Here is a 12698-nt window from a genome sequence, read left to right on the forward strand (position 1 = left end):
CCACTCCCCCGGCCCGCCCGCTCCCGCCGCCGCCTTCGGCGGCCGCCGGGTGGTGGTGACCGGTGGCACCCGCGGCATCGGCCGGGCGATCGCGCTGGCCTTCGCCCGGGCCGGTGCCCGCCTGGCTGTCGTCCACCGAAGCGACGGCGAGGCACCCCGGCGGCTCGCCGGGGAGCTGACCGCCCTCGAAGGCGCGCCGCCCGTCCTGGTGCGGGCGGACGTCACGCGGGCGGCCGGTGCCCGGTCGGTGGCGGACGCGGTACGGGAGCACCTCGGCGGAGTGGACGTGCTGGTCAACAACGTCGGCGTGGACGGCCACGCGAAGTTCGAGGATCTCGCCGAGGCCGAGTGGCGCCGGGTGCTGGACCACAACACCACGTCGGTCTACCAGGTCACCCACGCGCTGGTGGGGCAGCTCGCGGAGGGCGCCTCGGTGGTCAACGTGGGCGCCTCGGCGGGGCTGCGCGGGCGGCCCCTGGGGGTGCACTACAGCGCCTCGAAGGCGGCCCTGGTCGGTTTCACCCGGGCGCTGGCCAAGGAGTTGGGCGGCCGGGGCGTCCGGGTCAACACGGTGGCCCCGGGCGTGACCGCAGCCGGGCCCGGCACGGGCCCGCCGCCCCCGGTCGCCGAGCGGATCGCCGCGATGACGGCGCTCGGCCGGCTCGGCCGCCCCGAGGACGTGGCCGGGGCGGTGCTGTTTCTCGCCGGTGACTCGGCCGCGTACATCACCGGTGTCACCCTCGACGTCGACGGAGGAATCTGATGCCTTACGCCGCCATCACTTATCGCGTCAAGCCGGGCCACGAGGAGGAGATCGCAGAGATCTTCGCGGGTTTCCGGCGGGTCGACCGGCCCGAGTTCGACGGTGAGTCCGGCGAGCGGGCCGGCCGGCTGCTGGGCACGGCCGTCTTCCTCAAGGACGACGTGCTGGTACGGGTCATCCACTACGAGGGCGACTTCTCGGCCGTCGGCCGGCACATGGCCGCGCAGCAGGGCGTCCACCTCTTGGAGGAGAAGCTGGCCCCGTACCTGGCCGAGGCCCGGGACACCCGTTCGGAGCGAGACTTCGCCGCGTACTTCCGCGAGGCGACGATGCGCTCGATCGCGCAGCTGACCGTGGACACCCATCCCGCCGCGACGCGGGCGTCATGACCGCTGTGCTGGCCGTCGTGGCGCTGCTCGGCGGCGGTGTCACCGCGGGGGTGCTGTTCGCCGTGGCGCTGAGCGTGGTGCCCGCGCTCCTCGCCATGGACACCGGCACGTACGTGTACGCGCACAGGCTGCTGGGCCGGAACTGGGATCCGACGATGCCGGCCGTCGTGCTCGGCAGCGCGCTCGTCAACGGGGTGCTCGCCGGTCTGACGGAGGGCGCGGCCCGGGCGCTGTTCGTGCTCGCCGTCGTCCTGCTGGTGGGGGTCTCGGCCGTCTCCCACCTGTGCAACGTGCCCATCAACCGGCGGGTGAAGGCCATCATCGACCCCGCGGCGCTGCCGGCGGACTGGCAGGACCCCCGGCCGCTGTGGCGCCGCTGGCACCTGCTGCGCACGGCCCTCGCCGTGCTGGCCCTGGGGGTGACGGCCGCCGCCGTCACGGCGGCCTGAACCCCCCGTACGCCTCCGGCCCTTCCGCGCACCCGGTGTGCGGAAGGGCCGGAGGCGTACGGGCCGGGTGTCTCACGGCCGCGGCGTGTCCGGTGCCCGGCCGGCCGCTTCCCGATCCCGTACGGAGATCTCGGCGACGGTCGTCAGGAGGCTGCGCCGGAAGGTGGCCACGAAGCCTTCCACCGTGTCGGTGTCCCGGGGGCGGCTCAGGTACGGCTTGAGCCGACGCTCCACCTCGCGCACCCCGGGCTGCCCGGCCATGTGCCGGGCGACGGCGTCGAGGTCACCGGTGTACTCGATGACGCGGACCAGTGTGTCGTCCCGCAGGAAGACCGCGGTGGCCAGGATGGTGCCGGCCGGGCGGCCCTGCGCGTCGGGCACGCTGCTGCTCCGAACCCGCCGGAAGTCGCCGAAGATCCCGGTGAGTTCCTTCTCGTACCCGGGCTTGATGTCGTAGGTGATCGCTGCGAACGGCATGCGTCGGCTCCTCGTGGTTGCCGGTGGGTGTCCCCATGCCGGCGGGTGTCCCCGTGCCGGTGGGTGTCCCAGTGAAGCCGGGCCTGCTCGCGGGTGGCTCAAGGGGCCGTCCGGCAGGTCCGGCCGGGGCTGGAGGAGTCCTCGAGCGGCTCTCCAGACGGCGGTGCGACGGTCCGGTCCGACACTGTCCGTGGCACATTCCGGGAGGTACGCCGTGCACCGCACCCTGATCGTCGCCCGCCTCAAGCCCGACAAGTCCGACGACATCGCCCGGATCTTCGGCGAGTCCGACACCACCGACCTGCCGCATCTGGTCGGTGTCTCGCGTCGCACCCTCTTCCGGTTCCACGGGCTCTACTTCCACCTCGTCGAGGCCGACCAGGACATCACGCCCAACCTCTACCGGGCCCGCAGCCACCCGCTCTACCAGGACGTCAACACGCGGCTGGCCACGTGCGTCGAGCCGTACGACCCGGAGTGGAAGGAGCCCAAGGACGCGATGGCCGACCCCTTCTACGTCTGGACGAAGGACGAGGGGCGGGTCCGGTGAGCCCTGGGTGCCACCGGCTCCGTGCCCTCCCGCCTTCCGGAAGGAAACTCTCATGACCACCGCCATCACCCGGACCGTCAAGGTCTCAGCCGGCGAGGTCGCGCCCAACACCAAGCGCGGCGGCGACCTCCGCGTCACCCTGAGCCCCCGCACCGTCGGGTGCACCTCGGGCTTCGGCGGCGTGCTGACGCTGGAGCCCGGCGACTTCGTCACCGAGCACTACCACCCGTACTCGGAGGAGTTCCTGCACGTCGTCGACGGCGAGCTGACGATGACGCTGGACGGTGAACCGATCGGGCTGGCCGCCGGTGACTCGCTGCTGGTCCCGATCGGCGTCCGGCACCGCCTGGTCAACACCGGCCACACGGCGGCGCGTTGCGCCTTCCACCTGTCCCCGCTGGCCCCGCGGCCGGAGCTCGGGCACGTGGACACCGAGGAGGCACAGCGTCCCGAGGAGGCCAACCCGGACGTGAGCGGGGCGTCGTGAGGCGACGCGCCGTCATCACCGGAATTGGCGCCGTGGTGCCGGGCGGGGTGGGCCGGGAGGCGTTCTGGAACCTGCTGTCCGAGGGGCGCACCGCCACCCGGCGCATCACCCTGTTCGACCCGGCCGCCTTCCGCTCGCAGGTCGCCGCCGAGGTCGACTTCGACCCGGCCGCCGCGGGCCTGGAGCCGCGCCAGGTGCGCCGGATGGACCGCGCCGCCCAGTTCGCCGTGGTCTCCGCCCGCGAGGCGGTCCAGGACAGCGGCCTGGACCTCGCGGCGCTGCCGCCCGAGCGGCTGGCGGTGAGCATCGGCAGCGCGGTGGGCTGCACGATGGGGCTGGAGGAGGAGTACGTCGTGCTCAGCGACCGGGGCCGCGAGTGGCTGGTCGACCACGAGTACGGCGTGCCGCACCTGTACGGCTACATGGTGCCCAGCACGCTGGCCGCCGAGGTCGCCTGGGAAGTCGGCGCCGAGGGGCCGGTCGCACTGATCTCGACCGGCTGCACGTCCGGTCTCGACTCCGTTGCGCACGCCGTCCAGCTGATCGAGGAGGGCAGCGCCGACGTGGCGCTGGCCGGCGCCACCGACGCCCCGCTGTCCCCGATCACCTCGGCGTGCTTCGACGCGATCAAGGCGACGTCCCCGAACAACGCCGATCCCGAGCACGCCTCCCGCCCCTTCGACCGGCACCGGGACGGCTTCGTGCTCGGCGAGGGATCGGCCGTCCTGGTACTGGAGGAGCGGACGGCCGCCGAGCGACGGGGCGCCCGCGTCTACGGTGAGGTCGTCGGCTTCGCGAGCCGCAGCAACGCGTACCACATGACCGGCCTCAAGCCCGACGGACGGGAGATGGCGGAGGCCGTCACGGTCGCCCTGGACCGGGCCCGGCTCGATCCCCGTGCGGTGGACTACGTCAACGCGCACGGGTCGGGCACCAAGCAGAACGACCGGCACGAGACGGCGGCGTTCAAACGCAGCCTGGGGGCGCACGCCCACGACATCCCGGTGAGCTCCATCAAGTCCATGGTGGGCCACTCGCTGGGCGCGATCGGCTCGATCGAGGTGGCCGCCTGCGCGCTCGCTCTCGAACGCCGGGTCGTGCCGCCGACGGCCAACCTGCGCCACGCCGACCCCCAGTGCGACCTGGACTACGTGCCGCTCACAGCGCGCGAGCACGCCATGGACGTGGTGCTGAGCGTAGGCAGTGGCTTCGGCGGCTTCCAGACCGCGATGCTGCTGGCACGTCCGGGCACCGCGGCGGCCGCGGCCGGAAGGACCGACACATGAGCGGTACGACGACCCCCCGGCCCCCGGTGATCACCGGCATCGGCGTCGTCGCCCCGACGGGTGTCGGCGTCAAGGATCACTGGGCGGCGACGCTGGCCGGTACGTCGGCGATCGGCCCGGCCACCCGTTTCGACGCGTCCGGCTACCCGGCGCGGCTCGCGGGCGAGGTACCGGATTTCGACGCGCGGACCGCCGTACGGCCGGCCCGGCTGGTCTCGCAGACCGACCACTGGACGCACCTGGCGCTCGCCGCCGCCGAGGAGGCGCTCGGGGACGCGGGTGTCGACCCGTCCGAACTGCCCGAGTACGAGATGGCCGTGGTGACCTCCTCGTCCTCGGGCGGCACGGAGTTCGGCCAGCGGGAGATGACGGCGCTCTACCAACACGACCCTTCCTGGGTCGGCGCCTACCAGTCGATCGCCTGGTTCTACGCGGCCACCACTGGCCAGCTCTCGATCCGCCACGGCATGCGCGGCCCCTGCGGCGTGCTCGCCTGTGAGCAGGCCGGCGGCCTCGACGCCATCGCCCAGGCCCAGCGGCTGGCCGACCGGGGCGCGCGGCTGGTGCTCACCGGCGGTACGGACGCCTCACTGTGCCCGTACGGGCTGGCCGCGCAGCTGACGACCGGGAAGCTGTCCACGGCCACCGACCCCGAGCGGGCCTACCTGCCGTTCGACGCCGGGGCCCGCGGGTACGTGCCCGGTGAGGGCGGCGCCATCCTCGTCCTGGAGAGCGCCGCGGCCGCCAGGGCCCGCGGGGCCCGGACGGAGTACGGGCGGGTGCTCGGCCACGCCGCCGGCTTCGACCCGCCGGCCGGCTCGGGGCGTCCCCGGGCGCTGCGCCGGGTCGTCGGACAGGCCCTGCTCGCCGCCCGACTCACCCCGCGCGACATCGACGTGGTGTTCGCCGACGCGGCCGGGGTGCCCGCCGACGACCGTGACGAGGCCGCGGCCCTCGCCGCCGTCTTCGGCCCGTCGGCCGTGCCGGTCACGGCTCCCAAGACGCTCACCGGGCGGCTCTACGGCGGCGGTGCCCCGCTCGACGTGGCGACGGCGCTGCTGTCGCTGCGCGACGGGGTGATCCCGCCCACCGTCGGCACCCAACGCCCCGCTCCGGGGCTGGAGATCGACCTGGTGACCGGCGCGCCACGGGAACTGCCGCTGCGCCGGGCCCTGGTCCTGGCACGCGGCCACGGGGGATTCACCTCGGCCCTGGTCCTGGGCCGTTGACCACCACGACGACACGAGGAGCATGCACCGTGAGCGGACACACCGACAACGACATCGTCATCGACGCGCCCATGGACCTGGTGTGGCGGATGACCAACGACGTGCCGAAGTGGCCGGACCTGTTCAGCGAGTACGCCGCCGCCGAGGTGCTGGAGCGCGACGGCGACACCGTCCTGTTCCGCCTGACGATGCACCCGGACGAGAACGGCCGGGTGTGGAGCTGGGTTTCGCGGCGCACCGCCTCCGCCGAGAGCCGGACCGTGCGTGCCGAGCGGGTGGAGACCGGCCCGTTCGCGTACATGAAGATCTTCTGGGACTACACGCAGGAGCCCGGCGGCGTTCGGATGCGGTGGGTTCAGGACTTCCGGATGAAGCCCACGGCCCCGGTCACGGACGAGCAGATGACCGAGCGCCTGAACCGCAACACCACGGTGCAGATGGCACTGATCAAGGAGAAGGTCGAGGCCGCCGCGCGCGCCCTCGTCCGCTGAGGAGTCCGCCGTGCTGGCCCTGCTCACTCCGCTGGCGCTGCTGCTGAACGGGCTGGCGGCCGGGGTGCTGTTCGGCACCCAGCTGGGCGGCTTCCCGTACCTGGCCTCCCTGCCCGTCGACCGGTACGTGCACGCCCACGCGTTCTTCGGCACCCGCTACGACCCCGCGATGCCGCTCTGCCTGGTCGGCACGGTCGGCTGTGACACCGCGCTGGCGTTCCTGGCGCCGGAGCCGGCCGCGCAGGCGGCGTTCGCGGCGGCCGCCGTCCTGGCCGTCGCCACCGCCGTCATCTCGCTCACCCGCAACGCCCCGGTCAACCGGTGGATGCGCACGCTGGACCCGGACCGGCTGCCGGCCGACTTCGCGGACCCGCGCCGCGACTGGGGCGTCTGGAACCGCGTGCGCAGCCTGCTGACCATCACCGCTCTCCTGGCGAACTGCGCGGGGCTGGGCGTGCTGCTCTGACCCCGCTCCCGACCCGCGCTGCGTCCCGCCCGCCCGCGTCCCCCTGTCCGATCTCCCACGGAGGAATCATGGAACTCGCCCTGCGCGGAAAGAAGGCCCTGGTCACCGGTGGTACCCGGGGCATCGGCCGCGGCATCGTCCTGGCCCTGGCCCGGGCCGGTGTCGATGTCGTCACCTGCTACCACACCGACAGTGACTTCGTCGGCTCCCTGGAGGCCGAGCTGAAGGCGCTCGGCGGTGACCACTCCGTCGTCCGCGCCGACTTGACCCGGCCGTCGGACGTGGCCGAGCTGCTGGACCACGTCAAGGACCGGTACGGCAGGCTCGACCTGCTCGTCAACAACGCCGGCGCCATCAGCCACGTCCCCTACGGCGAGCTGCCGCAGGAGGAGTGGCAGCGCATCCTCGCCACCAACCTCACGGGCACCCACCTCGTCATCCAGCACGCCCTGCCACTGCTCGGCGCCGGCTCCTCGGTGGTCGGCATCGGCTCGCGGGCCGTGGACGCGGGCGTGCCGCTGCGGGCCCACTACACCGCCACCAAGGCGGCGCTCGTCGGCCTCAACCGCTCGCTGGCACGGGAGTTCGGGCCCAAGGGCATCCGGTTCAACGTGGTCGCCCTCGGCGTCATCGAGACCGAGAACTTCCACGCGCTGCCCGAGGAGCAGCGCACCCTGATGGCCGAACGCTACGGCGCGAAGACCGCCCTCGGCCGGCTCGGCAAGCCCGAGGAGGTCGCGGGCGCCGTGCTCTGGCTGGCCAGTGACCTGTCCCGCTATGTGACGGGCAACGTCATCGGTGTCGACGGGGGGATCTCCTGATGACCTTCCGTGTGATGCTCCGCATGGAGATCGAGCCGGGCCGCGAGCGCGCCTTCGAGCGGGTGTGGCGCGAGGGCAGCGACGCCGTGACCGGGCACCCGGCCAACCTGGGCCAGTCGCTGGCCCGGGCCACGGCCGAGGAGGGCACGTACTACATCGTCAGCGACTGGCTGGACGAGGCCCGCTTCCGGGAGTTCGAGAACAGTCCCGCGCACCTGGAGCACCGGGCGAAGCTGCACCCGTTCCGCCGCGCCGGTTCCTTCCACCCCATGGAGATGGTGGCGCACGTCGAGGGCAGGGCGGTGGGCCGTGCCCGCTGAAGTCCGGGTCGTCGTCTACCAGGCCGCGTACGACGAGGAGCAGCTCGCCGCGGTCCGCTCGGCCTACCACCGGGCCAGCGAACGGCTGGCGAAGGTGCCGGGGCTGCTCGGCAACGAGCTGCTGCGCAGCCCCACGGACCCCACCGCGCTGGCGGTGCTGAGCCGTTGGGAGTCCATGGCCGCCTTCCTGGAGTGGGAGAGGGGTGCGGAGCACCGCGAGGACACGGCTCCGCTGCGCCCGTTCCGCGACACGCGGGCCGCCGCCCCGTTCGCCGTGTACGAGGTCGACGCCGCGTACTGAGGCACGTGTGCCGCTGTGTCGGCCGTACCGGAGAAACCGGAGAGAGGACCGGAGAGAGGAGTGGTCATGGACCACCGACGACTGGCGTTCATCGGCCTGGGAGCCATGGGCGGCGGGATGGCGCACCGGCTGCTGGCGAGCGGGTACGGGCTGACCGTGTTCAACCGGACTGCCGGCAAGGCGGAGCCGCTGGTGCGGGCCGGGGCACGGGCGGCCGAGTCGCCCGAGGCGGCCGCCGCGGGTCACCGGGTCGTGCTGCTGAGCCTCAGCGACGAGCAGGCCGTCGAGGAGGTGCTGTTCGGCCGGGTCGTGCCGGTCCTGGAGCCGGGGGCGCTCGTCGTGGACACCTCGACGGTGTCCCCCGCCTTCGCCCGGGAGGCGGCCGGCCGGCTGGCGGGCGAGGGGCTGCGGCGCGTCGAGGCGTGTGTCGTGGGCAATCCGCCGCAGGCCCGTCAGGGCGGGCTGCGGGTCTTCGTCTCCGGGGACGAGGCGGACCTGGCCGAGGTCCGGCCGGTGCTGGACGCGCTCGGCTCGCAGGTGCTGCACCTCGGCGCGCCGGGCACCGCGAGCAGCCTCAAGGTCGTCCTCAACCTGCTGCTCGGCGCCCAGGTCGCCTCGATGGCGGAGGCGGTCTCCTACGGGGTCGCCGCCGGGCTGGACCGGGACCGGATCATCTCGACCGTCGCCGAGTCCGGGTTCAGTTCGATGGTGATGCGCTTCCGTGCCGATCTGATGCTGCGCGGTTCCTACGAGCCGGCTTTCTTCCGCACCGATCTGATGGAGAAGGACATCGGCATCGCGACCCGGGCCGCCCGCGAGCTCGGCCTCGACCTGCCGGTGCTGGACACGGTGCGGGAGCGGTTCGCGTCCGTGGTCGCCGCGGGCGACGGCGCGAAGGACGCCTCGGTCATCGTCGACCATCCCGCGTAGGGCGCGTCCTCCGGATTGGAACCCGTGTCAGCACCCCGGCCCGCCGCATACGGACCGGTGGGTCTCCCGCGACGGAGGCCGCCGGGCCCCCGCGCGGCGGGCCGCTCCCGGCCCGCTCCGCCGGCCGAGCGGGCCCACGTCGTCACGAAGGGACAAGACGAGTCATGCGCGTACTGTTCACGTCGTGGGCCTGGCCCTCGCACTTGTACGCCCTCGTGCCGCTGGCCTCGGCGTTCCGGGCCGCCGGCCACGAGGTGCTGGTCGCGGGCCCGCCCGCGCTCAAGCCGGAGACGGACCGTACCGGGCTGCCGGGCGCGGTGGTCGGCGGCGACACCGACGCCGCCGGCATGGTGCGGGGCTACGTGCTGCCGTCCGCGGACGTCCCGCCGCCCGCGCCGCCCGCCGCCGGGGAACCGCTGCCGGGCGACACCGCTCCGCGGGCGCTGCGGATGGTCGCGTCGCTCGCCGCGTCGATGACCGACGGCCTGGTGGAGCTGGCCCGCGACTGGCGTGCGGACCTGGTGGTGTACGAGCCGACCGCGCTGGCCGGTCCGGTCGCCGCCGCGGCGGCCGGGGTGCCGGCGGTCCGGGTGCTGTACGGCACGGACCTGCTGGCGCGCGCCCGTACGCTGCTGCCGCGGACCGTGGCGCCGTTCCTGGAACGGTACGGCGTCGAGGACTTCGACGCCCTGGGGACGCTGACCGTCGATCCTTGCCCCGACGCCCTGCAACCGCCCGCCGCGTACCGGCGGACGCGGGTGCGGTACGTGCCGTACAACGGCTGCGCGGCGGTCCCCCGGCCGCCGCTCGGGGACCCTCCCCCGGGTGTGCGCCGGGCCGTGGTGACGTGGGGGCACACCATGGCCCGCCTCGACGCCCGGCTCTTCCTCGGTGGCCGGGCGGCCGCTGCACTGGCGAGCCCCGGCGTCGAGGTGGTGCTCGCGGTGTCGGCCCGGCAGCGGGATCTGCTCGATCCGGCGCTGCTCGACGGGTCGGCGGGCGTACGCGTGGTGACGGACGTGCCGTTGCACGCGCTGGTGCCGTCCGCCGGTCTTGTGGTGGCCCACGGCGGGGCGGCCACGGTGCTGACCTCGCTGCGGGCGGGCGTTCCGCTGCTGCTCGTACCGCAGTTGCCGGACCACGCGGGGCACGCCGGGCGAGTGGCGGCCGTGGGGGCGGGCCGGGTGCTGAGCCGGGACGAGGCGACGGCCGAGCGGCTGCGTGCCGAGGCGTACGCGCTGCTGGACGACGGCGCGTCGCGGGCCGCCGCGCGCCGCATGGGCGCCGAGATGCTCGCCCGGCCGACACCGGCGCGGGTGGCGGCGGAACTGGCCCGCACCCTACCGGTCCGCACGGCCGGGCGCCGCTGACGCGACGGCGGGCGGGGGCCGCCCACCGATATTCCGGTGGGCGGCCCCCGCGGTCGGTCACAGGACGGCTTCCGCCAGGGACTCAAGGTGGCGCGGGTCGGCCGAGCACGGCATCAGGATCAGTTCGTCACACCCGGTCTCCGCATGACTCTGGGCCAGGTCCACCAGCTCCTTCCGGTCGGTGACTGCCATGGAGGCGATGCGCTGGGCGAAGGGTCCGGCGAAGGCGTAGTACTCGCCGAGGTACGCCTGGGCGAGTTCCCGCGCACCGGGGCCGAGCGCCGCGTACGCCAGGGACACCAGCCGCGGCCGGCCGGTGCGGCCCTCCTCCTTCCATGCCTCGAGGGCCCGTGCGACCAGGTCGCCGTACGCCGACGCGGAGCTGCCGCCGCAGAACCAGCCGTCGCCGAGGCGGGCGGCGCGCCGCATGGCCGCCGACGAGTGCCCGCCGACCAGCAGCTGCGGTTTCCCGGCGGGCGGTTCGGGCCCGATGCCGGACACCTCGCCCTTGCCCTGCCAGATGTCGCGCAACTCGGCGAGCTGGGCGTCGAGCCGGCGCCCGCGGTCGTGGTACGTGGCGTCAACGGCCTGGAAGTCGTCCTCCCTGCCGCCCGCGGCGACGCCCAGCACCAGCCGGCCGCCGGACAGCGCCGAGACGGTGGCCGCCTGCTTCGCCAGCAGCGCGGTCTGGGTCCGGTAGGGGGCGATGAGGACGCCGGTCGTCAGGCGTACGCGTTCGGTGACCGCCGCGGCGGCGGCCAGGGCCGTCAGCGGCTCGTAGTTGTCGTAGACGAGCCGGTCGATCACGCCGAGACTGGCGAATCCGGCGTCCTCGGCCCGGCGGGCCCACGCCGCGAGCGCGGGGCCGTCCTTGTCGGGGACCGTGGTGGGCAGGCCCAACCCGAATTCCATACCTGATCAGCTCCTTGAGAGTGCGGTGGGCGCGGGCCGGGCGCCGCCGCGCGGGCCCCCGGCGTGCGGCCACCTTGCAGGCGTTCTCTCGAAGGCCCGTCCAGTTCCGGTGGATCGCGACGGGCCCTCCAGGGATTTCCGAGCCGTCGTCCGCACAGTGGGCCGACACACCGTGCGAGAGGAGCGTGCCGATGGGCCGGAACGGAATGCGGGTCCTGGTGATCGGAGGGGGCGTCGGCGGTCTGTGTCTCGCGCAGGGCCTCCGCGGGGCCGGCGTGGACGTCACCGTCCACGAGCGGGACTGCGGCCCGGACGAACGGCGCCAGGGCTACCGTCTGCGCATCAGCCCGGAGGGTGAGGCGGCGCTGCGCGACTGCCTGCCGCCGCCGCTGCGGGACCTACTGGTGGCCACCGCGCACCGGCGCGGCGAGAACGGCATGGACGCGTACGACGAGCGGCTCACCCCCCGGTGGACGCCGAGCTTCGACGATCCGCGGGGCGAGCGCCCCGACAGGGTCGACGCGGTCGACCGGGACGTGCTGCGCCGGGTGCTGCTCGCCGGGCTGGAGCCGTCGGTCCGCTACGGCAAGACCTTCACACACTGCGCACGACGGCCGGGCGGCGGGGTGGTGGCGCACTTCGCCGACGGCAGCACCGCCGAGGGCGATGTGCTGGTCGCCGCCGACGGGGCCAACTCGCAGGTGCGCGCGCATCTCCTGCCCGACCGCCGACCTCGTGATCTGGGCGTCCGGACGGTGTTCTCACGCATCACCCGCTCGGACGCGGTGCGCGCGGGGCTGCCGGAACCGCTGCGGGACCGCTTCAGCTATGTGATCGGCACGGACGGCGGCCACCTCGGGCTGATGCCGATGTCGTTCCGGAGCGGGGTGCGCGAGACGGCGGCCCGGCTGTGGCCGGGGCTCCGGCTGCCGGAGACCGGGGACTACTACATGGCGGTGTTGAACGTGCACCGTGAGGACCTGGGCATGCCGGACGAGGACTTCCTCGCCCTGGACGGGCCCGGCCTGTGCGGCTTCGCGGCCGCACGGACCGCCGCCTGGCACCCCGGGCTGCGCGGGATCTTCCGGCACGCCCGGCCGGAGCTGACCTTCGGCGTGGCCCTGCGGGCACATGTGCCCGTCGTTCCCTGGGAGACCGGCCCGGTCGTGCCGCTGGGGGACGCGGTGCACACCATGCCGCCGTCCGGCGGGGTGGGTGCCAACACGGCGGTGCGCGACGCCGCGGCGCTGACCGAGGCGCTGGCCGCGGTGGACCGGGGCGAGCGGGACCTCGCGGACGCCGTGGCCGCGTACCAGGGGGACATGGTGAGGTACGCGACCGAGGGCGTGGAGATGTCCCTGCGTATCGCGCGGTGGTCGATCAAGAAGGTCGACGTGGGCGGGGAGACCGCCGGCCGCTGAACGCGGGAGGGGCTCGGGGCCGGCCGGCCCCGAGCC

General features: G+C 74.2%; 17 protein-coding genes. 15 read left to right on the forward strand and 2 right to left on the reverse strand.

What is annotated here, in order from left to right; translation table 11 throughout:
- The 3 genes from ACSNOK_RS22985 to ACSNOK_RS22995 all read left to right on the forward strand — a co-directional run.
- Positions 1–763 (forward strand): SDR family NAD(P)-dependent oxidoreductase (locus ACSNOK_RS22985; protein ID WP_436782646.1); only part of this gene is annotated, 763 nt, incomplete at its 5' end.
- Complete coding sequence (locus ACSNOK_RS22990) at positions 763–1152, forward strand: SchA/CurD-like domain-containing protein (protein ID WP_436782647.1); 390 nt, start codon at positions 763–765, stop codon at positions 1150–1152. The genes ACSNOK_RS22985 and ACSNOK_RS22990, both read left to right, overlap by 1 nt.
- The gene (locus tag ACSNOK_RS22995; protein ID WP_436782648.1) at positions 1149–1601 is read left to right on the forward strand and encodes an anthrone oxygenase family protein; all 453 of its coding nucleotides are present in this window, start codon (positions 1149–1151) and stop codon (positions 1599–1601) included. The genes ACSNOK_RS22990 and ACSNOK_RS22995 overlap by 4 nt, the downstream gene beginning before the upstream one ends.
- A 72-nt stretch (positions 1602–1673) precedes the next feature.
- Here the strand turns inward: ACSNOK_RS22995 and ACSNOK_RS23000 are convergent, their stop codons facing one another.
- Complete coding sequence (locus ACSNOK_RS23000) at positions 1674–2078, reverse strand: SchA/CurD-like domain-containing protein (protein ID WP_436782649.1); 405 nt, start codon at positions 2076–2078, stop codon at positions 1674–1676.
- A 214-nt stretch (positions 2079–2292) separates the two neighbouring features.
- Here ACSNOK_RS23000 and ACSNOK_RS23005 point away from each other — a divergent pair, with 214 nt between their 5' ends.
- From ACSNOK_RS23005 to ACSNOK_RS23055, 11 genes are all read left to right on the forward strand, one after another.
- Positions 2293–2628, forward strand: a complete 336-nt coding sequence (locus tag ACSNOK_RS23005) for a TcmI family type II polyketide cyclase (RefSeq protein WP_436782650.1) — start codon at positions 2293–2295, stop codon at positions 2626–2628.
- 52 nt (positions 2629–2680) lie between these two features.
- A complete protein-coding gene (locus ACSNOK_RS23010) occupies positions 2681–3115 on the forward strand; it encodes a cupin domain-containing protein (protein ID WP_436782651.1) in 435 nt (144 codons plus the stop codon).
- Entirely contained in the window at positions 3112–4401 is a 1290-nt protein-coding gene (locus ACSNOK_RS23015) for a beta-ketoacyl-[acyl-carrier-protein] synthase family protein (RefSeq protein ID WP_436782652.1), read from the forward strand. The genes ACSNOK_RS23010 and ACSNOK_RS23015 overlap by 4 nt, the downstream gene beginning before the upstream one ends.
- Positions 4398–5630, forward strand: coding sequence for a ketosynthase chain-length factor (locus tag ACSNOK_RS23020; protein WP_436782653.1), 1233 nt, complete (start codon positions 4398–4400; stop codon positions 5628–5630). The genes ACSNOK_RS23015 and ACSNOK_RS23020 overlap by 4 nt, the downstream gene beginning before the upstream one ends.
- A 29-nt stretch (positions 5631–5659) precedes the next feature.
- The gene (locus ACSNOK_RS23025; protein WP_436782654.1) at positions 5660–6121 is read left to right on the forward strand and encodes an SRPBCC family protein; all 462 of its coding nucleotides are present in this window, start codon (positions 5660–5662) and stop codon (positions 6119–6121) included.
- Positions 6122–6131: 10 nt separating this feature from the next.
- Positions 6132–6587, forward strand: coding sequence for an anthrone oxygenase family protein (locus tag ACSNOK_RS23030; protein WP_436782655.1), 456 nt, complete (start codon positions 6132–6134; stop codon positions 6585–6587).
- 68 nt (positions 6588–6655) lie between these two features.
- Positions 6656–7408, forward strand: coding sequence for an SDR family NAD(P)-dependent oxidoreductase (locus ACSNOK_RS23035; RefSeq protein WP_436782656.1), 753 nt, complete (start codon positions 6656–6658; stop codon positions 7406–7408).
- On the forward strand, positions 7408–7728 hold the full coding sequence (locus ACSNOK_RS23040; protein WP_436782657.1) for an antibiotic biosynthesis monooxygenase family protein: 321 nt from the start codon (positions 7408–7410) through the stop codon (positions 7726–7728). The genes ACSNOK_RS23035 and ACSNOK_RS23040 overlap by 1 nt, the downstream gene beginning before the upstream one ends.
- The gene (locus ACSNOK_RS23045; protein ID WP_436782658.1) at positions 7718–8029 is read left to right on the forward strand and encodes an antibiotic biosynthesis monooxygenase family protein; all 312 of its coding nucleotides are present in this window, start codon (positions 7718–7720) and stop codon (positions 8027–8029) included. The genes ACSNOK_RS23040 and ACSNOK_RS23045 overlap by 11 nt, the downstream gene beginning before the upstream one ends.
- A gap of 66 nt (positions 8030–8095) precedes the next feature.
- The gene (locus ACSNOK_RS23050; RefSeq protein WP_436782659.1) at positions 8096–8959 is read left to right on the forward strand and encodes an NAD(P)-dependent oxidoreductase; all 864 of its coding nucleotides are present in this window, start codon (positions 8096–8098) and stop codon (positions 8957–8959) included.
- Positions 8960–9123: 164 nt separating this feature from the next.
- The gene (locus ACSNOK_RS23055; RefSeq protein WP_436782660.1) at positions 9124–10329 is read left to right on the forward strand and encodes a nucleotide disphospho-sugar-binding domain-containing protein; all 1206 of its coding nucleotides are present in this window, start codon (positions 9124–9126) and stop codon (positions 10327–10329) included.
- A 57-nt stretch (positions 10330–10386) separates the two neighbouring features.
- Here ACSNOK_RS23055 and ACSNOK_RS23060 read toward each other — a convergent pair whose 3' ends face one another.
- A complete protein-coding gene (locus ACSNOK_RS23060; protein WP_436782661.1) occupies positions 10387–11241 on the reverse strand; it encodes an LLM class flavin-dependent oxidoreductase in 855 nt (284 codons plus the stop codon).
- Positions 11242–11432: 191 nt separating this feature from the next.
- Here ACSNOK_RS23060 and ACSNOK_RS23065 point away from each other — a divergent pair, with 191 nt between their 5' ends.
- Positions 11433–12662, forward strand: a complete 1230-nt coding sequence (locus tag ACSNOK_RS23065) for an FAD-dependent monooxygenase (protein ID WP_436782662.1) — start codon at positions 11433–11435, stop codon at positions 12660–12662.
- The last annotated feature ends 36 nt before the right edge of the window (positions 12663–12698 follow it).

Origin of the sequence: Streptomyces sp. URMC 126, from assembly GCF_051386555.1 — a bacterium.
In the GTDB taxonomy this organism is placed as follows: Bacteria; Actinomycetota; Actinomycetes; order Streptomycetales; family Streptomycetaceae; genus Streptomyces.